At 65.7% G+C, this 19,725-nt stretch carries 24 protein-coding genes and 1 tRNA gene; 5 read left to right on the forward strand and 20 right to left on the reverse strand.

Annotated features, from left to right (window positions below):
- Positions 1 to 102 precede the first annotated feature (102 nt).
- Positions 103 to 1,425 carry an NAD(P)/FAD-dependent oxidoreductase gene (locus L3Q67_RS15725; protein WP_499190200.1) on the forward strand — a complete coding sequence of 441 codons (1,323 nt, stop codon included), beginning with the start codon at positions 103 to 105 and terminating at the stop codon, positions 1,423 to 1,425.
- Positions 1,426 to 1,468: 43 nt separating this feature from the next.
- Positions 1,469 to 1,542, forward strand: a tRNA-Leu gene (locus L3Q67_RS15730).
- 73 nt (positions 1,543 to 1,615) lie between these two features.
- Here the strand turns inward: L3Q67_RS15730 and L3Q67_RS15735 are convergent.
- The 15 genes from L3Q67_RS15735 to L3Q67_RS15805 form a co-directional block, all read right to left on the reverse strand.
- On the reverse strand, positions 1,616 to 2,782 hold the full coding sequence (locus L3Q67_RS15735; protein ID WP_499190201.1) for a tyrosine-type recombinase/integrase: 1,167 nt from the start codon (positions 2,780 to 2,782) through the stop codon (positions 1,616 to 1,618).
- A complete protein-coding gene (locus tag L3Q67_RS15740; RefSeq protein WP_499190202.1) occupies positions 2,782 to 2,958 on the reverse strand; it encodes a helix-turn-helix transcriptional regulator in 177 nt (58 codons plus the stop codon). Before L3Q67_RS15740 ends, L3Q67_RS15735 begins: the two co-directional genes overlap by 1 nt.
- On the reverse strand, positions 2,958 to 4,310 hold the full coding sequence (locus L3Q67_RS15745; RefSeq protein WP_499190203.1) for a replication initiator: 1,353 nt from the start codon (positions 4,308 to 4,310) through the stop codon (positions 2,958 to 2,960). Before L3Q67_RS15745 ends, L3Q67_RS15740 begins: the two co-directional genes overlap by 1 nt.
- Before the next feature lie 107 nt (positions 4,311 to 4,417).
- Positions 4,418 to 5,125 carry a DUF2637 domain-containing protein gene (locus tag L3Q67_RS15750; protein WP_499190204.1) on the reverse strand — a complete coding sequence of 236 codons (708 nt, stop codon included), beginning with the start codon at positions 5,123 to 5,125 and terminating at the stop codon, positions 4,418 to 4,420.
- A gap of 29 nt (positions 5,126 to 5,154) precedes the next feature.
- A complete protein-coding gene (locus tag L3Q67_RS15755; RefSeq protein ID WP_499190205.1) occupies positions 5,155 to 5,373 on the reverse strand; it encodes a hypothetical protein in 219 nt (72 codons plus the stop codon).
- 22 nt (positions 5,374 to 5,395) lie between these two features.
- Positions 5,396 to 6,052: a DNA cytosine methyltransferase gene (locus tag L3Q67_RS15760; protein ID WP_499190206.1), complete on the reverse strand. Its 657-nt coding sequence runs from the start codon at positions 6,050 to 6,052 to the stop codon at positions 5,396 to 5,398.
- Positions 6,052 to 6,372: a hypothetical protein gene (locus L3Q67_RS15765; RefSeq protein WP_499190207.1), complete on the reverse strand. Its 321-nt coding sequence runs from the start codon at positions 6,370 to 6,372 to the stop codon at positions 6,052 to 6,054. The genes L3Q67_RS15760 and L3Q67_RS15765 overlap by 1 nt, the downstream gene beginning before the upstream one ends.
- A gap of 21 nt (positions 6,373 to 6,393) precedes the next feature.
- Positions 6,394 to 6,627, reverse strand: a complete 234-nt coding sequence (locus L3Q67_RS15770; RefSeq protein ID WP_499190208.1) for a hypothetical protein — start codon at positions 6,625 to 6,627, stop codon at positions 6,394 to 6,396.
- Positions 6,628 to 6,905: 278 nt separating this feature from the next.
- Positions 6,906 to 8,351: a P-loop NTPase family protein gene (locus tag L3Q67_RS15775; RefSeq protein ID WP_499190209.1), complete on the reverse strand. Its 1,446-nt coding sequence runs from the start codon at positions 8,349 to 8,351 to the stop codon at positions 6,906 to 6,908.
- Positions 8,352 to 8,483: 132 nt separating this feature from the next.
- The gene (locus L3Q67_RS15780; protein ID WP_423580057.1) at positions 8,484 to 8,699 is read right to left on the reverse strand and encodes a hypothetical protein; all 216 of its coding nucleotides are present in this window, start codon (positions 8,697 to 8,699) and stop codon (positions 8,484 to 8,486) included.
- A 45-nt stretch (positions 8,700 to 8,744) separates the two neighbouring features.
- On the reverse strand, positions 8,745 to 9,020 hold the full coding sequence (locus L3Q67_RS15785) for a hypothetical protein (protein ID WP_423580055.1): 276 nt from the start codon (positions 9,018 to 9,020) through the stop codon (positions 8,745 to 8,747).
- On the reverse strand, positions 9,020 to 9,418 hold the full coding sequence (locus L3Q67_RS15790; protein WP_499190210.1) for a hypothetical protein: 399 nt from the start codon (positions 9,416 to 9,418) through the stop codon (positions 9,020 to 9,022). Before L3Q67_RS15790 ends, L3Q67_RS15785 begins: the two co-directional genes overlap by 1 nt.
- Before the next feature lie 5 nt (positions 9,419 to 9,423).
- The gene (locus L3Q67_RS15795) at positions 9,424 to 9,654 is read right to left on the reverse strand and encodes a hypothetical protein (RefSeq protein WP_499190211.1); all 231 of its coding nucleotides are present in this window, start codon (positions 9,652 to 9,654) and stop codon (positions 9,424 to 9,426) included.
- Between the two features lie 294 nt (positions 9,655 to 9,948).
- Positions 9,949 to 10,173, reverse strand: a complete 225-nt coding sequence (locus L3Q67_RS15800) for a hypothetical protein (RefSeq protein WP_499190212.1) — start codon at positions 10,171 to 10,173, stop codon at positions 9,949 to 9,951.
- A gap of 289 nt (positions 10,174 to 10,462) precedes the next feature.
- Entirely contained in the window at positions 10,463 to 10,798 is a 336-nt protein-coding gene (locus L3Q67_RS15805; RefSeq protein WP_499190213.1) for a hypothetical protein, read from the reverse strand.
- 151 nt (positions 10,799 to 10,949) lie between these two features.
- Between L3Q67_RS15805 and L3Q67_RS15810 the strand changes: the two genes are divergently transcribed.
- Complete coding sequence (locus tag L3Q67_RS15810; RefSeq protein ID WP_499190214.1) at positions 10,950 to 11,780, forward strand: GntR family transcriptional regulator; 831 nt, start codon at positions 10,950 to 10,952, stop codon at positions 11,778 to 11,780.
- Positions 11,781 to 12,174: 394 nt separating this feature from the next.
- Positions 12,175 to 12,531 (forward strand): hypothetical protein, encoded by a 357-nt coding sequence (locus L3Q67_RS15815; RefSeq protein ID WP_499190215.1) that lies wholly within the window; start codon positions 12,175 to 12,177, stop codon positions 12,529 to 12,531.
- A 704-nt stretch (positions 12,532 to 13,235) separates the two neighbouring features.
- On the opposite strand, the gene L3Q67_RS15820 is transcribed toward L3Q67_RS15815, so the two are convergent.
- The 3 genes from L3Q67_RS15820 to L3Q67_RS15830 all read right to left on the reverse strand — a co-directional run bounded on the left by L3Q67_RS15820 (position 13,236) and on the right by L3Q67_RS15830 (position 15,816).
- On the reverse strand, positions 13,236 to 13,670 hold the full coding sequence (locus L3Q67_RS15820) for a DUF6941 family protein (protein WP_499190216.1): 435 nt from the start codon (positions 13,668 to 13,670) through the stop codon (positions 13,236 to 13,238).
- Complete coding sequence (locus L3Q67_RS15825) at positions 13,667 to 14,089, reverse strand: hypothetical protein (RefSeq protein WP_499190217.1); 423 nt, start codon at positions 14,087 to 14,089, stop codon at positions 13,667 to 13,669. The genes L3Q67_RS15820 and L3Q67_RS15825 overlap by 4 nt, the downstream gene beginning before the upstream one ends.
- A gap of 710 nt (positions 14,090 to 14,799) precedes the next feature.
- Positions 14,800 to 15,816, reverse strand: coding sequence for an HNH endonuclease (locus L3Q67_RS15830; protein WP_499190218.1), 1,017 nt, complete (start codon positions 15,814 to 15,816; stop codon positions 14,800 to 14,802).
- A gap of 554 nt (positions 15,817 to 16,370) precedes the next feature.
- On the opposite strand from L3Q67_RS15830, the gene L3Q67_RS15835 reads away from it, so the two are divergent.
- Positions 16,371 to 17,765 carry an alpha/beta hydrolase gene (locus tag L3Q67_RS15835; RefSeq protein WP_499190219.1) on the forward strand — a complete coding sequence of 465 codons (1,395 nt, stop codon included), beginning with the start codon at positions 16,371 to 16,373 and terminating at the stop codon, positions 17,763 to 17,765.
- Here L3Q67_RS15835 and L3Q67_RS15840 read toward each other — a convergent pair.
- Positions 17,762 to 18,409 carry a response regulator transcription factor gene (locus tag L3Q67_RS15840; protein WP_499191549.1) on the reverse strand — a complete coding sequence of 216 codons (648 nt, stop codon included), beginning with the start codon at positions 18,407 to 18,409 and terminating at the stop codon, positions 17,762 to 17,764. The genes L3Q67_RS15835 and L3Q67_RS15840 overlap by 4 nt on opposite strands.
- Positions 18,410 to 18,439: 30 nt before the next feature.
- Positions 18,440 to 19,639 (reverse strand): sensor histidine kinase, encoded by a 1,200-nt coding sequence (locus tag L3Q67_RS15845; protein ID WP_499190220.1) that lies wholly within the window; start codon positions 19,637 to 19,639, stop codon positions 18,440 to 18,442.
- Between the last annotated feature and the right edge of the window lie 86 nt (positions 19,640 to 19,725).

Genomic DNA, 19,725 nt, shown 5'->3' on the forward strand with positions numbered 1-19,725 from the left:
GAAGCTGCCACTTGCTGAATCGTTCAATCTTCGGTGGCGACGCTGGTCACAGCAGCGCGGGGTATACGAGCGGGGGCCCTGGATGGGTGCGACCATGGACGCATGGCAGCGAAGTCGGAACCGACTCGGATCCTCGTCCTCGGCGGCGGATATGTCGGTCTGTACACGGCGTTCGGGCTCCAGAAGATGCTGCGGGCGAACGAAGCGTCCGTCACCGTTGTGGACCCCCAGCCGCACATGACGTACCAGCCGTTCCTCCCCGAGGCGGCGGCCGGCGCGATCGAGCCGCGGCACGTGGTGGTCCCGTTGCGGCGCGTGCTCAAGCGGTGCCACGTGCTGACCGCGCGCGTCACCAAGATCGAGCACGAACGCAAGGCCGTGACCGTCGAGGCGGCCGACGGCCACATCGAGCAGCTGTCCTACGACGTGCTGGTGGTCGCGCTGGGTGCGGTGGCGCGCATCCTGCCCATCCCCGGACTCGCCGAGGAGGGCATCGCCTTCAAGACCATCGGCGAGGCGATCTACCTCCGCAACCACGTGCTGACCAAGCTGGACCAGGCGGCCAGCACCCTCGACCCCGAGCTGCGCAAGCGCCTGCTGACCTTCACCGTGGTCGGCGGCGGCTTCGCGGGCATCGAAGCGCTCGCCGAGCTCGAGGACATGACCCGCTTCGCGACCAGGTACTACGAGAACATCGAGCCGTCGGACATCCGCTGGGTGCTCGTCGAGGCCGCGGGCCGCATCCTGCCCGAGGTCCGCGAAACGCTCGGCGTGTGGACCGTGGAGCAGCTGGAGAAGCGCGGCATCGAGGTGTACCTGTCGACCGCGGCGAAGTCGTTCGAAAACGGGCACGTCGTGCTCTCGGACGGCACCGAGTTCGACAGCGACACGATCATCTGGACCGCGGGCGTGAAGGCCAACCCGGTGCTCGGCGACTCGGACCTGCCGCTGGACAAGCGCGGCCGGCTCGAGGCGACCGTGGCACTGCAGGTCGTCGGGCACCCCGACGTGTGGACCGCGGGCGACAACGCCGCGGTGCCGGACCTCGCGCGCACCGAGGACGACCCGTCGGCCACCTGCCCGCCGAACGCGCAGCACGCGGTCCGGCAGGCGCGGCTGATGGCGAAGAACATCATCAAGGTGCTGCGTGGCGGTCAGCCGAAGGACTACTACCACAAGAACCTCGGCGCGGTGGCCGGTCTCGGCCTGCACAAGGGCGTGGCCGACGCGCTGAACCTGAAGATCAAGGGCTTCCCGGCCTGGGTCTTCCACCGCGCCTACCACGTCAAGGCGATGCCCACCTGGAACCGGAAGATCCGCATCTTCTTCGACTGGGTCTTCGGCGGCCTGCTGCGGCGCGAGGTCGTGTCGCTGGGGCAGATCAACAACCCGAAGGACGAGTTCACCAGGGCCACGAAGTCCTGACCTGAGCTGCGAACGCAGGGCTTGGCCGCCTAGGCTGGGCCCTGCCCCCGTAGCCCAACCGGCAGAGGCAGTCGACTTAAAATCGACCCAGTGCGGGTTCGAACCCCGTCGGGGGCACTACCGCGCTGGTCAGCGGGTTCCCCGAAGGGCGTTCTAGATCATCTCCCCGGTTTATCCCCGGAAAAGGGTTCTAGACCCCTTCGGACCACACTGACTCCAGCGCGTCCGCTGCCCGCGGCGAGGCTATCCCACGCCCCAGGTAGTTGTCCTGGGTCATCGACGGCTTGGCGTGCCCGAGCTGATCGGCGATCTCCCGCGCGGTCAGCTTCGCCTCATCCATGATGGTGGCCGCGGTCTTGCGGAACACGTGCGACGTCACCCAGGCGAACTGATCGCTTCCGCGTGCCTCCCTCAGCGTCCGCCGGGTGTTCGACGGGTCCCGAAGGCCACCCCGTGAGTCGGGGAAGACCGGACTCGCGGGTGGGCGGTGTTCCGCCACGGCGGTCACACGCCGGCGACGCAGCATGTCCGCCGCCCACATCGGCAGCCGCAAGGTCCGCTCACTCGCCGGCGTCTTCGGGTCAGTCCGCCGGAGCCCTACACCCTTGATCCGCACCACAGTCCAGTCGATCCGGACGGTTCTGGTGTCGAGATCCACGTCTTCCCAGTACAGCGCCAGCGTCTCGCCGATGCGTACGCCCGTCGCCATCATGAAGCGCGTCAGGTCCGGGAGATCGTGACGACAGGCGTCGGGATCTTGTTCGAGCTGGGCAAGCCACTCCGTTCGTTCGGCCGGCGTGAGCGCGCGGACCTTCCTTCGGGCGCTGCCTTCGATCGGTTCGATGTCCCGTACCGGGTTTCCGGTGATCGCACCGTGCCTCGCCGCGTACCGCAGGATGCCGCTCACGACGGCCCGCGCGGTGATCGCGTGCGCCGGGCTCGACTTCGCGATCAGCGCAGGGAAGAAGCGGTCCAGCCGGGGCACAGTGACTTCGGACATGCGCAGCTCGCCGAACGCGGGGAGTACGTGGTTCTTGAGCATGCTGCGGTAGTTGTCCAGCGTGCCCGGGGCTCGTTTGCCTGCCGCCACCCGGCGTTCCTGCCAAACCAGCCAGCGAGCAGCCACGACATGAAAGCGGGTTTTCGCGGTGATGTCGCTCCCGCTCGGTGTTTGCAGTTCCTCCTTGATCGCGTTTTTGAGCGCGCGCTCCGCCTTGGCCTCCGTGGCGCCGGACCGTTCGATGTCTCGGACACGCCCGTCATGGCTGCGAAAGCTCGCTCGCGCACGAACGCCGGTCTTCGTCGCGTTGAAACGGATTTTGCCGTACGTACCGACCTCCAGCGGTGGTCGTCCCATCACGCGCCCCCTTGAGCAGCCACCCAGGCCGTGACGTCCTCGGGCTGGTAGCGGACGTGCTTGCCGATGCGTTTTCCGGCGGGACCGTAGCCCTTGGTGCGCCACTGGTAGAGGGTGTTCTTCGGGATTCCGAGGTAGTCGGCGACGTCGTCGATGGTCCACAGTCTGGCGTTCATCAGGAGTGCTCCTTTTCGAGGTTTTCCTTGCGGTGTTGGCGCTTCCGTTCGTAGATGGCGTGGGCGATCTCGCGTTCGGTGTCGTCGGCGTAGCCGTTGCCGGCGTGCTTCCAGTGGTTGACGACCAGCACGGAGGCGGGGTCGGTGCCGAGTTGTTCAAGCGCGCGGTGGTGCTGCCAGGTCCGGCGTTCGGTGCGCAGCGCGGTGAAGGTGAGGCTGTAGCGCTGGGATTTGGTGAGGAAGTGACCGCGGAACCCGAGCATGTGCGCCCAGCGGCGGAGGAAGGCCACGTCCTCGTTGGCGCCCAGCTCCCACGCGGCGGTGATCATGGCTTTGTGGTGGGGGTGGATGGTGAGGTGGTCGATGTCGCGTTCGGAGCGCATCGGCCGGTCTGCGGCGTCGCTGGTGGACGTGCCTTTAGTGGCGTATTTGGCGATGTAGCCGGCGAGGGCGCGGTCGCTGATGTCGCCCTGGTCGTCTTCGACGGTGTGGGCGTGTTCGGGGCGGATGGTGCGCACGTCGACCTGGTCTCCCCAGGTAAAGGTGTGCCGGGTGGTGGTGCCGTCCAGGCGGAGCGTTTTGGTGACAGTGGTGGTGGCCGCGGCGGCGGTGACCGCGGCGGCGAGGGTGGTGGCGGTGGCCCAGTCGGGGGCGGGGTCAGCAGCGCCTTCGGGGCCGTCCAGGCGGATGACGGCGTGGAAGTGGATGAGGCCGCGTTTCTGGTATTCGGCGACCTTGGCGTAGGACAGGCGGGCGTGGTCGGCGAAGTCGGCGACGCGGATGCCGGCGGCGGTGGCGAGTTCGCGGCGGAGACGGATGGTGAAGCGGTGCCACAGTTCGCCAGCGTGACCTTGCCACAGAACGGCCCCGCGGTAGTCGTAGGTGTCGGGGTCCAGGGCGGTGCCGGGGCGGGGGTCGTCGTCGTGGTGGTAGGTCCCGCACGGGCAGGGGACGCGTTTGCCGTTGGGTCGGGTGCGGCGGGTGTGCACGGGGCCGAAGGAGGGTGCGGTGAGGGTGAGGAACAGCCGCGGCTTGTCGGTCACGGTGTCGGGGATGGTCTTGCCGCCGGAGACGCCGGCGCGGATGAGGTGGAAGGCGTCCGCGGCGTAGCGGTCCGAACAGGACGGGCACACCGATTCGCGGCGGTTGCCGCACGGGGCGTAGACGGTGCCGTCGGTGCGGTCCAGGACACGGCCGGTGTGGTCGGTGATAACGCGGTGTCCGGTGAGGTGCACGGGTTTGAGGCAGCCGCCAGTGGCCTCGATGCGGGCGCGCAGGCTCGGGAAGTCGGGGCGGGACATGCGGTGGGTGAGGCGAGAGGCCAGCGACGTGGTGTCGTTCTGGGGTGTCACAAGGGTCTCCTGTCGTGCGGGCGCACGGGGACAGGGCCGGGCCACGGTGGTGCTGGAGTGGCCCGGCCCTGGTGTGCGTGGGAAGTGGTGCGTGTCTGGGCTGGTGGTCAGGTGGTGATGGGGTGGTGGTTGACGGTGGTGTTGAGTTCGTCGACCAGGGTGGTGACCATCGGTGCCGGGAGATTGATGCGTGCGGTGATGTCGTCGGCGGTGATCGGTCGGCCCGCGGTGTGAGCGTCGGCGGTGACCGCGGTGACGGCGTCGCGAGCGGTGGCCGGAAGCTTGGCCAGTACTCCGCCGATGTGACGCGGTGACGAGTTCAGTGCGGCCGTCACAGGCGTCTCGATGTCCGGTGTGGTCGGTCGCGTGTGGACCGGTGCGGCGAGTTCGAGATCCGTTTCCGCCGGTGCTGGGGCGGGGTGGCGAAGCAGGAGCTTGACCACGATCAGGAACCCGAGAGCGGGCATCGCCGCGGCGAGCCACCCGAACAGGGTGCGGGGTGCGAGGGCGACTTGCGCGGTCATCTGGATACCGAAGGCGACCACGAGGACCACGACGGGGAAGGTGAGCAGACGGTGGGGGCCGGGGCGTCGGCGGTCGCGCTGGATTTCCAGGCCAGCCATGATGGCCATGCCTTCGATGACGACGGCGTCGGCCCAGGCGAGCCAGCCGTGTTGTCCGTTGTGGACGGCCCAGTCGTGGGTGTGTTTGAACCCGGCAGCCGCGCCGATGCTGCCCAGTATGACCGCGACGGTGACGCGGACGATAGTGGCCGCGTCCGGGCGGGACCGGCGCGGGCTGTCCGGGGTAGTCATGACTGGATACTCCTTTCAGGCTTCAGCCGCTACTTGGATACGGCCATGTCATAGGTGTGGGCTTGCACCCGGCGCAGCTCGGTCGCCTCGACTTCGTGAATGGCGGCCATCTGACCGGCCAGTTCGGACAGTCGAAGCAGGGCGTCTCGGTTGGTCCCGCCGGTTTCCCTAATCACCAAGCGGTCCACGGTGTCGAACTCTTCTTGCAGTCTCGTGAGTTTGGTCAGGCTGGAGTTTGTGCTTCCCATGGCGGTGTTCCTTTCGTTCTGATCAGGCCGCGGCCGGGATGGCCATGGCAGCGGTGAGTTGCGCGTACAGTGCGGTGCCGATCCAGTGGGTGTAGGCCGGGGGGATGGCTTCGGAGAGTTCGTTGCGCGACATCCAGTCGATGCCCATGGCCGTGCGTGCTTGGGCGACGCCCGAGAAGTTGCCCACGACGTGCATGCGCTCGCCGGGGCGCGGAGGGCGGCCCATCTTGGTCAGCGGTTCAAGATGCCGTGGGTGCGCGGGCGTGCGCAGGGGGAAGCTGGTTTCGAACAGCCGATGCCGGTACACGTTGAGCTGGGAGAACATGGTTCCGCACAACAGAATCGGGTTGTGCAGGGGTGCGCCTTCGACGTTCTCAATCACCCAGGGGCGCCCGGTCAGATTGAGCAGGTCCCGGCCCGGGGTGATCAGGTCTGGATGGTCGTTGCCGCGGATGCGCTGGGCCAGGCTGAATCGCTGGCAGGGCCAGGAAGCGGCGATCGCGTCGAACTCGCGGCCGTGGCTGGCGAGGAAGTCCAGGGCGTCGGCCTGGTGGAACTCGAACGGGTAGTTGGGCTGCGGTTCGATGTCGACGCCGACGACGTCGAAGCCGGCATCGTGGTAGCCCTTGCTGGTACCTCCGGCCTTACAACACAGGTCGAGTAATACGGGGCGGGCCATCAGGCGGCGTCCTTCCGGTAGTTGGGTCCGGTTTGGATGTAGCGGGCGTGGGAATCGAGCAGGGCGGCCAGGTAGCGGGCGTACTGCGGTGTCATGGCCAAGTCCCACACCGCTGCCGGTGCGCTACCGGGCCGGGCGGTGTGGTCGATGCGCAGGCACACGTGGTCATCGAAGGTGACCACCGCGGTGTTGCCGACGCTGACTCCGCAGAACCGGACGCCGTCGAGGCTGTGTCGTGGGTAGACCCCGAGGCCATCGGCGAGCAGGTTGAGCGCAGACTCCCACACGTTGTCCTCCGGGCCGGGGATGCTGTCGCGCATGGGGATTACCTCCTGCAGGTGTCAGTCGTGGGTGGTGTCGCGGATGAACGCGTAGTGGTAGGCGCCCGGGGTTCGGCGGGCGTGGCGCCATTCGCCCACGATGAGAGCGGTCACCACGAGGTAGACGACGACGGTCAGCCCGGCGGCGAGCAGGAACAGCCAGAACCCGGTGATGAGGACGTATTCGGCGAGCAGCAGCAGCCCGAAGCCGCCCGTCGTCTTGAGCCAGGTTTTCAAGAAATGCAGCGTGATCATGTAGGACCCCTTCGAAGCAGCATGTGTACGGTTGACGAATCGCTAGGAACGGACGTAGTCAGCGGCATCGCGAGCCCGCTCGACCGCCTGTTGCGCAGCAGCCAGAAATTCCCTGGCCTGGGCGATCTCTGCATTCCTGAAGGCGGCGATCTCGCTCTCTGAACCGGAAGTCGGGTTGCCTGGCCCGACCAAGTCGCGTCGAGCTGCACGGATCGACAGGAGTGCATCAGCGCAGCAGTCTTCCCAAGTAAGAACCATTTCTTGTCCCTTCCGGACAGTCAGGCGGCGAAGGGGACGACGTTGCTGTCGTCGCCGTGATCGATGCCCGGGGTACAGAGCTTCACGAGTTCGTCGATGTCGTCGTCGTCGCTGTAGCCGGCGCGCACACGGATGGGCTGCCGGGACTTCTCCGAGGTGCGGTAGCCGATGCCCTCGCACCCGACTTCGGGGATCTCGTCGGCCAGGGCGCCACGTTCGCGGGCGTCTTCGCCGAGCACAAGGTTCACGTACGTGGCCGACCCGGTGCGCAGAGAGATCCGGCGGGTGAACAGGTCCCGCACCGGCACGATGTCCTTGGTGGGTTCCTGGACGTAGGCGATCACGGCGAACCCGCACGCCCGGCCCTGGGTGAGGATTTCGGCCAGGACCTTGTTGACGGCCATGATGGTCGCGCGGCGGCCACCGAGGGCGGTGAGCATCGCGAGTTCGTCGATCATCAGGATGTCGAACGGCGTCTCGGTGGATGGGGAGAACTTGCGCTTGCCCTCCTGGCGGAGGAGTTCCTGCCGGGCTTTCATCTCGTCACGGAATTCGTAGAGCACCCCGAGCATGGCGTCGATGTCGTCGGGACCGTCGCCGTCGTCGTACTCGACTTCCCCGTCGGCGGAGGTGGCGTATCGGTAGAACAGCGGCCGGCCGCGTTCGGTCTCCATGCCGCCCTTGGGGTCGATCATCCAGACGCGCACGACCCGCTCCCGGATCATCGGCCCGATGGCTCGCAGCGGGTTCCACAGCAGTGAGCCCTTGCCCGAGCCGGTCGCGCCGCTGATCAGCCAGTGCTGACCGATCAGCGGTTCGGTCCAGATCTGGCCGTACTCGGTGTCCCCGAGTTCGATCGCGGACAGGTCGACCTCATCGACTTCGCCGGGGATGTCCACCGGCGGGACCATGTCGTCGAACGGGTTGCCGTGTACCAGGGTGATGGTCAGCACCCGCGGCTTGCTCTTCTCGATCGCGATCACGTCGGCCCCCAGTGCGGAGGCCAGTTCTTCCTGGACCTCGCGGAAGGTGTTGAGCGACTGGCCCTTGCGGATCTGCACCCGGAGGACGTCGATCGATGGAGTGGGGGAGGAGACCTTGAGCAGCCTGGGCACGAGGAGTTCGCCAGTGCGGCGGTGCTGGACGACCAGGTTGCAGTGGTCGAGGGTGTCGCGCCAGGACCGGCCGATGTAGCGGGTCCAGCGGCGGCGGAACGCGCGCAGCCGGGGGGAGGCGATCCGAGTAAAGGAGTCCGGGTGTGCGCGGTACCAGCCGGCGCCCGCGGCGATCAGTCCGCCGGCGATCCCTCCGGTGGTGACGGGGCCGAGCTGGAGCATGCTGGCGCTGATCGCGGTGGGGGTGGCCAGGGCGCCGGGGTGGCGGGCCAGCCACAGCATCGCGCGGGTTTCCACGCGGGTCTTGTGCTTGCTCGGACGGGTCTGGTTGCTGGTCTGCTTGCGTGCCATTTCGCGGGTCTCCCGAGGTGTGGGGAACGCGCGAGGCCGTGACTCCGGACGGTGGAGGTGCACGGCCTCGCTACGTCCAGGTGGTGAAGTCACGTCAACGGTGATGCAGGTGCGTGGTGCCGGTGATCGGGCTTACTTGCGGCGGGCCTTGGGGCGGCGGCGGTCGGTGTCGAACAGCGGTCGCGCGGTCTCCAAGGTGGTGATCATCGTGGCGACCTTGCGGGCGGCGTCGGTGTGCTGCTTGCCGAAGCCTCCGAGCCGGTTGGGCAGCGCGGTCATCGCTTCCCGCAGGCGCTTCATCGCCTTGTCCAGTTCGGTCATCTTCGCGTCGATCTGGTTACTGCTCACGGTGCCCTTCTCTCTTCTCAGTTCGGTGTGCCGGCGGGCGGTGGGTCAGACGCGCCAGCCGCGGGAGATCAGTTCGGCCTTGCGCTTGGTGGAGGCGGCCCGCAGTTCGTCCAGGGCGCTGGAAGCGGCGTTCACGGCCGCCTTGACCTCGGCCTTGGAGGGGACCTGCCAGCCCTCGAACCGGCTGTTGGTCCTGCCACCGTCGTCGAGGCTCTTGGTGAACCTGCCCAGGTCGTCGAAGGCCACGCGGACCTGGTCCAGGGCGAACTCGTACTCGGTGTACTTGGCCTTGTTGTGGTTGTTGATCGTCTGGGAGGTCATCAACTCGCCTTCCGTCGCTGATTATCGGTGGTGGGGCGGGCCATCAGGGCGCGCCACATGCGGGCTTTCTCCCTGCTCGCGCGGGGCACCAGCACCGAGTTACCGGGGCCGGAGTGCCCGTCGCAGGTGTAGATGTGGGTTCCTCCTTTCGTCAGCCACTTCGCGTCCAGGAGCTGGTGAACCGCGTGGGCCTCCGCGACCGGTGCGGCCTCGATCGTCTTCGCCGCGATCAGCCGGAAGACCCGCTCCGCGGGGCCGACCAGGGCGTAACCGGTGTCCGCCGCGGCCTGAAGAACCTTCTCGATCAGCTCCATGTCGTTGATCGGAGGTCGCTCCGAAGCACCGGCGGTCGGCTCGGTGACCTTGTTGCCGAACAGGTCGAGCAAGTCCTCAGCCATGGCCGTCACCTCAGCTCCTTGCACAGGGCGTCGAGCTTCTTGAAGGTCGCGCACGCTTCGTCGGTGAGAGCCTTGATACGAGGGGCGTACTCGCCGGCGCGCGTACCGGCGTCCACACGGACCTGGTCAAGCCTGGCGATCACGTTCGCCAACTGGCCCGCCGCTTCGTAGCACTCCTCATGCAGTGCCCACGCCCAGTAGCCTCCTATGGCCGGAGCAGTCATCTGCTGCCTCACTTCCTGGTCCTGATCGCGACGAACAAGCCGAGAACAAGGGCCAGCACGCCGAACGCAGGCATTGCCACGAGCAGGCAACCGGCGAGCAGAAGCCATATCGGGTACAACGTTTCGCTTGCAAGGTCAGACATCGGTACCTCACATTTGCCATTGGCGACCGCAGACATTGCAGGTCGCGATACGGGTAGGGGAAAGCCAGAAATTCGCTGAACACGCGTGAGAACCCATCACAGGACTCGTTTCGGTCCAGCCGGGTCGAAGGTCGACAGACCGGCGTGTAGTGCGAACAATCGGTCAGCCATGAGTGCGCACCCTTTCCAAGTCGGCGCGAATTCGAAGAACCTCGCGGTAGAGCGTGTTGAGCTGGTTGATCGAGTGCGCGGACCGACGCTGAAAGAACTCGTCCACGGAACCAACCGAGAAGTGCGAATTCTCCAGCAGGCGAGCCGCCTGGTTGATGTTCTCCAGCGCCGCGGTGTAGTCCTCCAGCGCCATGTTCATGGCGATACGGGTGATCACGCGTCCTCCTCCTCGGAGGCCAGGTGCAGCCACGGCCACGCCGCGAGCTGCCACACCAACAGTTCGTCATCGAGCATGAAACCCTCCTTGAAACGTCGAAGACCTACGTTGGTAGAACCCAAAGATCCCCGGAAGAATGACCCCGGGAATCAATGCGCGCCACCACGAATAGCGCGTGATTTGGGCATAGCTCGGCTCACTATGTAATTCTCAATGAACGAATAAGCGCCCTCGCCCGACTCGAAACGGGCTGCCTACCGAAGCAAGGGGAGGGCCACGCCAGGCCGGATCAGGCCACGGGCTTGATACCCATCGCGCCGAATGCGATACCCGACACCGTCTCGCCCCGATCGTTCTTGAACGAGTAGGGCGACACCCGAGCGTCGATCAACTCGACAACCTGGCCCTCTTCGAACGACTCACCCGGGTCCGAGTCCAACGTCACCCGGATCTCCTCGCCCTTCTGGTCCGCGGCCTTGACGAACAGCGCCACCGCGAACTTGGCCTCACCGGTGGTCCCGTCGGTCACCACCTCCTCGCGGCCATCCTTCTTCCGCATCTTCATCGCCGGTGGCTCCGAGATCCGAAGTCGGTAGCCGCTCAGGTTGACCGGAATGTTCCTCATGACTTTCGACCCTCCGTGTTGTGTCCTCTATCACCTGCTGACAACGACGTTAACCGGTCAACGTTCAACGGTCAACGTTAACCGTTGAACTGTTCGCTTATGCACACGTCAGAGGGGTCAACGTTGGCCGACGAACAACTAGACTGGTGGCATGTCACCGCGCGACTTCCGACCCGTCTACCAGCGGGTCCTAGACGACCTCCAGGCGCAAATCGCTGGCGGCGAACTGGCACCCGGCGACGCGCTCCCGAGCGAGGAGGAGCTAGCCGACAAGTACGGCGTATCCCGCACCTCCGTCCGCGGTGCGGTTCGCATCCTCCGAGACGCCGGCATAGTCGAGGTTCGGCGTCCTCTCGGTACCTTCGTGCGAAAGCAGCCGGTACGTACAGTGCGTGCCCCTAGTGAGCGCTACCAGTGGGAGAAGGACCGAGCACACAAGCCGCTTGAGGAACGCCTCGCGACAGGTACAAGCGAGCGTGAAAGCGGTCTTGACACGCCCGAGCTGGAATTCAGTGCCAAGTACACCGTTGTGCCCGCCAGCGATCGAATTGCTTCCGCACTCCAGATCGCCCCGGAGACCGAGGTTCTCCAGCGGGTGTACGTAACCAGTAGTAAGGATTCCGGCACTGCGATCGGCGGCTCTGAGTCGTACATCCCACTAGAGCTGATCGAGTCGAACCCGAAACTCCTGGACGAAGCCAACGAACCGTGGCCAGGAGGCACGCACCACCAGCTCTCAACTGTCGGTATCGAGATCGAATCGATCACGGACAACATCACAGCCCGGATGCCGTCAAGCGACGAGAAGGATTCGATGAAGATTCCGGATGGAACGCCGGTCTTCGAGATTCGGAAGCTCTCCACGGACACGCTCGGTCGCAAAGTCGAGTGCTCCTTCATCGTGCTCCCCGGTGACCGCGCCGAGCTCGAATACACGGTCAGGCTCGACCGCTGGGAGGTAGCGCCAAATGCCGATAATTAGCGTTGTCACGGCCGTACACAGTGGTGGTTCTCGCTACCTTCGAGACGCCTACGAGTCATTGGTCAAACAGGAACTTCCCCGAGACTGGGACTGGCAATGGTGCCTTCAGGAGGATGGAGACACCGGCGAACCGCTGGCCGCGCTCCCGGTTGACTCTCGCATCTCCTACGGCACCGGCCTACCTGCGCGCACCGGTGTCACTCGAACTATGGCCCTGACCCGAGCAGGCGGCCCGCTTATTCGCACACTTGACGCGGACGACATTCTGCTTCCCGGTGCCCTCCAGCGAGACATCAGCACGCTCGAGCAGGTCGCCTGGTGCACCTCTGCGTGCATTGACCTACTGCCCGACGGGACAACGAAGTCTGGACCGTACGACCCGGGAGACGGCCCGGTGGAGAAAGGCCGCTTCTACCGCGAGCATGGCCAACAACGCCTGTCCGTGCAGGCGGTGACATTCGCCGCGCACACCGATCTCGTATGGGCGCTAGGGGGTTGGCCAGCACTCACCGGTGCCGAAACCGACGGCCTTCTACTCGCTGCTGAAGCGGTCTCGAATGGATGGTTCATTGCCCAGCCAAGCCTGCTGTACCGCAAGCACGACGCCCAGACCACGGCCTCGTCCCGCTACTGGCACCAGTCCGAATCCAACGCCCGATTCACAGCCGTTCGCCAGCGCGCCGACGCTCTTCAGCGGTCAGGCTGGACCTGGACTTGGGAACAGCGGAGACCGCAGGATCAGAATGATTGACTTTGGCGAGATCAATAAGGTACGGCGGGAGCCGAACCCTGTCCGCCGAGCTGTCCGAGCTACCGAACTCATTACCGAGTACCAGGAAGCGACGAGTCTGCTCGCTTCCATCCGAAGAGAAGCTGTCGAGGAGGCCCACCACGACCTCGGTATGACCTACACCGAAGTCGCAAATGCTCTAGGCGTGACCAAGGGGCGAGTCACGCAGATCCGCCACACGCCTTCTCCTCCGTCCGACTCTCCATAACGAAGCCTCCATGCGGCACAGGACCGCCGTGTTCAGAGTTTCCTTACTTGTTCAAGGCGGCCCCTCCGGGGCCGCTGAGCACTGTGTTTGATCCGCGGGCAAGCCCCGCCGGGGCGTGCGGCCTCCGGCCGGTCCCCGGCGGTCGCCCGCGGGAACACAGCTCAGCGACCACCCGCCGGAGGGACCGCAAACGAGAAGAGATGTCCTCGCCGGACGGGCAGGTCTCGGAGATGGCCGGCAGTGCACATGAGTTGCGTCCGTGGGCGACCAATCGGCATCTCCTCGACCTCCCACAGGGCTATCAGGCCAGGTCAAGGGGGCGCCAGTCGCGGTACGCCTACTTAGTCGATCAGGCCCCCTTGACCTGGCCTGATCGGGCTACGCCAGGTCGAGGAGATGCCGAGTGGCCACCCACTTGTAGATTGCTACAACAATCTCTGCCTTGAAGCAGACGAGATTAGTCCAGCATTAGAGAGCCTGTGACACCCTCACTCAGGTGCTTTTCAACTACGAACTGCAGTTCCAGGATGCGCGCTCCGTCCACATCCACGCGAAGCACGTAGGCGCCGTACGTGGGCGCTTCAATATCAGTCAACGGAATCGCGAATGGCAAGCCAGGTTTCGGTTCGGGGCATTCGTCCGCGATGGCCAGATCATAAGTAAAGGCACCCACGGCGATATGATCGCTACTGTCCGTAATCAATGTCAGAACCAAGTCGTGGGTGCCAGTCATCTCTTCGAGACTCTCTGGCTCCAGCATTAAGGCGAGGTCGACTTCTAGTGGCGCTGGAAGCTGGGGGCGCCCTAAAACCCGGACGCCGCCACCCAGGACATGCAGGAGGCCCTCTCGGACAGTGGCCTTGTCGCAAAGGACGCCAACCGAAGCTTTCATGGAGAAGCCAGTCCCACCTCGTTGGTGGTAACCCTCACGCCTGGACTTGAGGTCTTCGTGAGAAAACCGCCAGCCGTCCGTGTCAAATTCAGCAACATGCTGACTGGTGACGCTCCGTTGCTGGACGGGTTCGAAGAGTGGGCGCGCACGGTGGTGGTGCACCTGACAGGCGTGTCGTCTGCTAGTTCGTCCCACGCGACGTCTAGGTACGTGAGACCTCGCTCGCGATCGATCCGAACGACGCGTGCTGGCGCGGCCACTTCGTCGTCAGGCTCGAAGGCGGTCACGCTGTGGCCCACGCCGAGCGGGCCGTTGGCGTCAGCGATGCGTGCAACGAGCGAACCGTCGCGGCTACGAGAGTTCAGATCGATCTGGATGCGAACCTTCGGCGCCCTGACTACCGTGTTTTCCTCTTCCATGCTGGGTTCACCTCCTGTCTGGGTTCGAACACTCTGACCAGGGCTTCAACATCCGACTGCCGTAGCGTTGTTCCTAGTACCACATCGTAGTGATGCGGTGGCGGTTCGGACAGTCGTACTGTAAACCCAGCACCTTCTAAGAGCCCTTCGGTGGCCAGCCAGACCTTCTTGCCGCTTACGGGCGCTTCTGTGCAAATGCGAAGGATGAGATCCTCCACGCTGTCGTCTTGGCCTCTGACCAGGCCGAACGTGGAGATGGAGTAGAGCGGCGGTTCCCCTCGACTGAGGCAGTCTTGCCTGGACGTCTCAGCCTGGATGAGGAAGCGTTCGACGTTCATGGGTGAGAACCGCACTATGAGCAGCTCCCCCGGAGTGACCGTCAACACGTGCATGACCCTAGGGGGATGCGCTTGCTGTGCGTAACCTTGCGTGTTGCAACATGACCAACTTGTAACCTACCTTCGGCGACGATTGAGACGTGTGTTGCTGGCTCGGTGGGGCAGCGCGACGGCTCTGAAGCCGAAGCCGGCCCCGTGCCTGGTTGCCGCTAAATTGCCAGGAATCCATGCTAAATGTGACCAAGTGTCGATCAATGACGACGCCTGCGACGTGGCCGGTTCCTGCAGGCGAGAGCCCTCACTGAGGGGCGATGACAGATAGTGACCGAGACTGAGCCCGGATCAGAAGGACTCAGGTTCTCGGTTGGTCACCTAGACGAGGGGGTGTTCGGCCAGGCTCTGCGCGTGCAGTAGCACTAGGTCACGCAGCTCGACTGGTGTTAGCCACTGGCTCCCACGATGGATCATGCGATGACAGTTTGCGCAGAGTACGGCCAGATCGACAAGGCGGGTTTTTGTCTGTCCAGTGACATGCAGCGGGACGACGTGATGGACCTCCGCATACCCCGAGCCGCGCGCGCCGTAGGTCCGTTCGAAGTCGAAGCCACAGACCTCGCAGGCGATGCGGCCGTGGTTGGTGATCACCTGGTTCAGCTTCTTGGCGCGAAGCTTGGGATCCCGTTCGCGCCGTAAGTGGAGGAGGACGAGCGTGCGCCCTTCGGACGCTGCTATCTCTTCGTCGATATCCGGTGTCGGCGGCAGGGTCGATAGCTCACCGGTGTCGACGCCGGCCCGGATGGCGGCAGCCTGTGCGTGCATCTCCTCTGGTCGATTGAGGAAGTCGAACAGGACCTCGCGGTCGAGCTTGCCGCCGCGGGTTCGGACGCCGCCGTACGAAGGATGCTGGGTGGCGATATTCGACGTCTTAAGCTGGACGCTGTCTGGGCTGCGGAAGTTGTGGCCTCGCGCCTCGCGTGGGTACAGGGGCAAGGATTGCAGCAAGGTCGATAACTCGATCGCCCGAGGGTCGCTCGAACGCACCCCTTGCCAGTCGTTTCGGGCGACAAGATCGCAAGCGAGGACGAGCTCGTCGCGGAGCCACAGCAACCGCTCACTCTTGCGAACAGTGAAACCGAGCCGTTCCAGCACCTGAACGACCGTGTTCTGCCCGCCGGAGAAGTCGCTAGCGGCAAGCGGTGAACGACCTGGCAGATACCCGTGCGCAACGCCCACGATGGCCTTCGAGTCGTACTCTCGCCCGTCGTGAAGGAGGATGTAGACCCAGGCCTGGCCGAACTTGTGGCGCTTCCGGAACTCGTCGACTCCAAGTCGATCGTGCTCCGCGATGGCGGCGACCACAGCCTCTCGGGTGACGTCGGTGATACTCACGAGTCGTGACTTTAGGCTCCGGCACCGACAGTCCGATCTTGATGCCGCATGGTATTGCGCCTCAGTGCTGCTCGGCGACCACGACCGCAAGATCATCCGGCCGGTTTACTCCCGGAATTCACTGATCGACAACGACAAAACTCCGCCGATGACAGTCGTTCGCGTTCGCGAAGCGCGCAGGTGTCGGCGGATGTCGGCAGGTGTCGACTGATGACGAACCTAGAAGATCTCTGAACCGTAGGTTATGGGTTCGGGCTCTCCCGTGGGCGTGCGCCAGGTCGCCGACTAGCGAGCAGCAGGCACCTGCGAGGGCGGGACCCCCGCTCTACCCCCGGAAAACGTCACGAGAAGCCCGTAGGCGACAGCAAGGGACAAGTATTCCCTCTTGCTAACGCCGCAGGTGACAGCCTATGACGACAATGCTTGACAAGGGTCCGATAGTTTCGCCTTGAAATCGACCCAGTGCGGGTTCGAACCCCGTCGGGGGCACTACTACTCCAGTAGCCCTACCGCGGTGTGACGACTTGCGGCCCGGATCTTCCTAGCCTGAGCGCATGCGCAGACTGGGCTCGTTGGTACTGGTGGGTTTGCTGCTCGGGCTGGCGATCACGCCGGCCACTGCGGCGACGGCGATCGACTGGCGGCGGTGTTCGCCGGACGAACCGGCGAACTTCGAGTGCGCCGAGGTTCAGGTGCCGCTCGACTACTCGAACCCGTCCGGCCGCAAGATCGACATCGCGGTTTCGCGCGTGAAGGCGACGGGGGATCGTCGTGGCGTGCTGGTGATGAATCCCGGTGGGCCCGGCAGCGCGGGGTTGGACATGCCGATCACCAAGCAGTTCCCGCCGGAGATCGGGCAGCACTACGACCTGGTCGGCTTCGATCCCCGTGGCATCGGGGCGAGTTCGCCGGTCACCTGCGGGCTGGAGCGTGGCTGGTCGCCGATTCCGTTCGAGCGGGCGAAGTTCGACGAGCACGTGGCGCAGACCAAGGCGATCGCGGACCAGTGCTGGGCGGCTCAGCCCGATCTGCTGCCGCACCTCACCACCCGCAACACCGCCCGCGACATGGACGCCATCCGCGCGGCGCTGGGTGAAGCGCGCATTTCGTACTACGGCATCTCCTACGGCACCTACCTCGGCGCCGTCTACACGCAGCTGTTCCCCCGGCGGGCCGAGCGGATCGTGCTGGACAGCAACGTGGATCCGGATCGCGCGTGGCGGGGCATGATCCAGATCTGGGCGGTCTTCGCGGAACGTGCGTTCGGCCTCTTCGCGGATTGGGCGGCGGTCCGGCAGGAGACTTATGGCCTCGGGGGATCGGTGGACGAGGTGCGGAATACTTTCCGGGGATTGTTGAACAATCTGGATCGTCACCCAGTCACCATCGAGGGCGAGACCTACGACGGGAACCGGGTGCGCCTGTTCGCCCGTGGCCTCGGGCAGCGTGAGACCAAGAACCTGGCACTCGCCGCGCTGATGCGGAAACTGCTGGACGCCGAGCGGACGATCACCGTGGCCGCGGCGCAACCACCGGAGGACAACCGGGCGGCCGGCTCCCTGGCGGTCATGTGCGGCGACGCCCGATGGCCGACCGACCCAGCCCAATACCTGCGCGACGCCCTCCGCGACACCCAGCGCTACCCGATGATGGGCGGCCAGACCTCGAACATCTCCCCGTGCGCCTTCTGGCCGAACCCCGTCGAGCCCCGGACCCGAATCCGCGACAACCAGGCCGGAAGCGTCCTCCTGGTGCAGAACGAGTACGACACGCAAACCCCGCTCGAAGGCGCGGCGCACCTGCGTGAACTCCTGCCGGACAACTCCAGGATGCTGCTGGCACAAGGGGCTTGGCGTCACGGCGCCTATCCCGGCCACTGCGCCGACGACACGGTCACCCGCTACCTGCTGGACGGCGAACTGCCCGCGCGGGACGTGACCTGCTCCTAAGGGACGACGAGGCCCGCTTCGTAGGCGAAGATGGTCATCTGCACGCGGTTCGCCGCGTTGATCTTCGCGAAGACGCGGGTGATGTGGGTTTTCACCGTGGCTTCGCTCAGGTGCAACTCGGCGGCGATCACCGAGTTCGGCTTGCCCTGGGCGACCGCGGTGACGATCTGGCGCTCGCGTTCGGTGAGCGCGTTCAACCCGGTCATCGCCCGGTGCCGCCGCGGGTTGCTCCGCGCCGAGACGAAGTGGCCGATCAGCTTCTTGGTGGCACGCGGGGATAGCATCGCCTCCCCGGCACCGACCACGCGCACCGCGTCGATGATCTCCTGCGGCGAGCACTCCTTCAGCAGGAACCCGCTCGCCCCGGCGCCGAGCGCGTCGAACACGTACTGGTCCAGGTCGAAGGTGGTCAGCACGAGCACCTTGGGCGGCCGCGCGAGCGCGGTCACCGCGGCGGTCGCGGCCAGCCCGTCCATGCGGCCCATGCGGATGTCCATCAGCACCACGTCCGGCGCGTGCGCGGTCACCTTCGCGACCGCCTCGTCGCCGTCCCCGGCTTCCCCGACCACGGTGATGTCCCCCGTGCTGGCCAGGATCATGGACAGCCCGGTCCGCACCATCGCGTCGTCGTCGACGAGCAGCACGCGTAAGGGGCGCTGAGTCACCCGGTCATGCTAGTGCGGCTCCCACGGCAGCCACGCCCGGAGGGCGAAGACGCGCTCGTCGGTCGGTCCCGCGCTGACGTTCCCGCCGAGCAGCGAGACCCGTTCGCTGACCCCGGTCAGCCCGGTTCCCGAGCCCGGCGACGGTTCCGGCGCGGTGGCGGGCAACGGGTTCACCACCTCGATCGACAGGCCGGCACCGGGTCCGCCACGCACGGTCACCTCCGCTGTGGATCCCGGCGCGTGCCTCAGGACGTTGGTCAGCGCCTCCTGGGCGATCCGGTACGCCGCGGTGCCCAGTTGCAGGGGTGCGGCGGTCGCCTGGTCGAGCATGATCGTGGCGTTCACCGGAAGTCCGGACTGCCGGGCGCCGGCGATCAGCTCCGGCAGGTCGGTCAGTGTCGGTTGTGGACGTTCGGGCGACTGCGAACCTGTTTCCCGGTCGGCGAAATCCTGACCGTCACGCAGCACGCCGATCACCTGACGCAAGTCCTCAAGGGACTGTCGAGCGGTGGTGCGGACCGTGCGCGCCGCGACGGTCGACGACTCCGGGTCGTGCGTGACTTCCAGCGCGCCGGCTTGCAGTGACAGCAGGGAAAGCCGGTGCCCGAGCACGTCGTGCATCTCGCGGGCGATGCGCGTGCGTTCGGCACGGCGCGTCATCTCCGCGCGCAGTTCCTGCTCCTGGGCTTCGCGGCGGGCGAGGTCGCCGCGCACCCCGCGCACGATGCCGACGGTGAGCGGGATCGCGATCATGAGCGCGGTCAGCAGCAGCACGTCGATGATCTGGGCGAAGCCGTACCGCGTGCCGACGATCGCGCCGGCGATCGACACCTCCTCGTGTCGGTTCGCGTCCCTGAGCACCGCCAGCGCGGTGGCGGCGTAGACGGCGCCGGCGCCGGTCCAAAGCCAGTGGTCCCGGCGGTTCGCGGCGAGCGCGGCAAGCGCGACCAGTGCGGCGAGCGCGTCCGCGCCGAGCAGGAGCGACGGCACGAGCGTGATCCCGGTGATCACCAGCGGCCACTGGTGGCGCCAGCAGAGCATGACGGCCGCGCCGATCGCCGCCAGGAAGCTCAGCGTCGACCACGCGTTCGGCACGAAGGTGTCGGCCTCGGGCAGATAACCGGTGGACGCGAAAACGAAAATGCTGCTGATCACGCAAGCGGTCACCGCGAGCACGGTGATCAGCACGCCAAGTACACGCCGGGCCATGGCACAAAGCGTACGCAGGGGGAGCACCCGGCTCATCGGCGAAACGGCTCCCGCGGAATGGGGAAGTGACGACTTTCGTCGTAGTG

This window comes from Saccharothrix sp. AJ9571 (genome assembly GCF_021725495.1).
GTDB classification, from domain to species: Bacteria; Actinomycetota; Actinomycetes; order Mycobacteriales; family Pseudonocardiaceae; genus Amycolatopsis; species Amycolatopsis magusensis.

Excerpts from the sequence above, each read along its gene's own strand:
- L3Q67_RS15735 (WP_499190201.1), bottom strand. The coding sequence starts at position 2,782 with ATGGGACGACCACCGCTGGAGGTCGGTACGTACGGCAAAATCCGTTTC.
- L3Q67_RS15775 (WP_499190209.1), bottom strand. The coding sequence starts at position 8,351 with ATGGCACGCAAGCAGACCAGCAACCAGACCCGTCCGAGCAAGCACAAG.
- L3Q67_RS15725 (WP_499190200.1), top strand. The coding sequence starts at position 103 with ATGGCAGCGAAGTCGGAACCGACTCGGATCCTCGTCCTCGGCGGCGGA.
- L3Q67_RS15810 (WP_499190214.1), top strand. The coding sequence starts at position 10,950 with ATGTCACCGCGCGACTTCCGACCCGTCTACCAGCGGGTCCTAGACGAC.
- L3Q67_RS15805 (WP_499190213.1), bottom strand. The coding sequence starts at position 10,798 with ATGAGGAACATTCCGGTCAACCTGAGCGGCTACCGACTTCGGATCTCG.
- L3Q67_RS15770 (WP_499190208.1), bottom strand. The coding sequence starts at position 6,627 with ATGATCACGCTGCATTTCTTGAAAACCTGGCTCAAGACGACGGGCGGC.
- L3Q67_RS15835 (WP_499190219.1), top strand. The coding sequence starts at position 16,371 with ATGCGCAGACTGGGCTCGTTGGTACTGGTGGGTTTGCTGCTCGGGCTG.
- L3Q67_RS15755 (WP_499190205.1), bottom strand. The coding sequence starts at position 5,373 with ATGGGAAGCACAAACTCCAGCCTGACCAAACTCACGAGACTGCAAGAA.
- L3Q67_RS15820 (WP_499190216.1), bottom strand. The coding sequence starts at position 13,670 with ATGAAAGCTTCGGTTGGCGTCCTTTGCGACAAGGCCACTGTCCGAGAG.
- L3Q67_RS15790 (WP_499190210.1), bottom strand. The coding sequence starts at position 9,418 with ATGGCTGAGGACTTGCTCGACCTGTTCGGCAACAAGGTCACCGAGCCG.
- L3Q67_RS15765 (WP_499190207.1), bottom strand. The coding sequence starts at position 6,372 with ATGCGCGACAGCATCCCCGGCCCGGAGGACAACGTGTGGGAGTCTGCG.
- L3Q67_RS15740 (WP_499190202.1), bottom strand. The coding sequence starts at position 2,958 with ATGAACGCCAGACTGTGGACCATCGACGACGTCGCCGACTACCTCGGA.
- L3Q67_RS15845 (WP_499190220.1), bottom strand. The coding sequence starts at position 19,639 with ATGGCCCGGCGTGTACTTGGCGTGCTGATCACCGTGCTCGCGGTGACC.
- L3Q67_RS15760 (WP_499190206.1), bottom strand. The coding sequence starts at position 6,052 with ATGGCCCGCCCCGTATTACTCGACCTGTGTTGTAAGGCCGGAGGTACC.
- L3Q67_RS15785 (WP_423580055.1), bottom strand. The coding sequence starts at position 9,020 with ATGACCTCCCAGACGATCAACAACCACAACAAGGCCAAGTACACCGAG.
- L3Q67_RS15825 (WP_499190217.1), bottom strand. The coding sequence starts at position 14,089 with ATGGAAGAGGAAAACACGGTAGTCAGGGCGCCGAAGGTTCGCATCCAG.
- L3Q67_RS15750 (WP_499190204.1), bottom strand. The coding sequence starts at position 5,125 with ATGACTACCCCGGACAGCCCGCGCCGGTCCCGCCCGGACGCGGCCACT.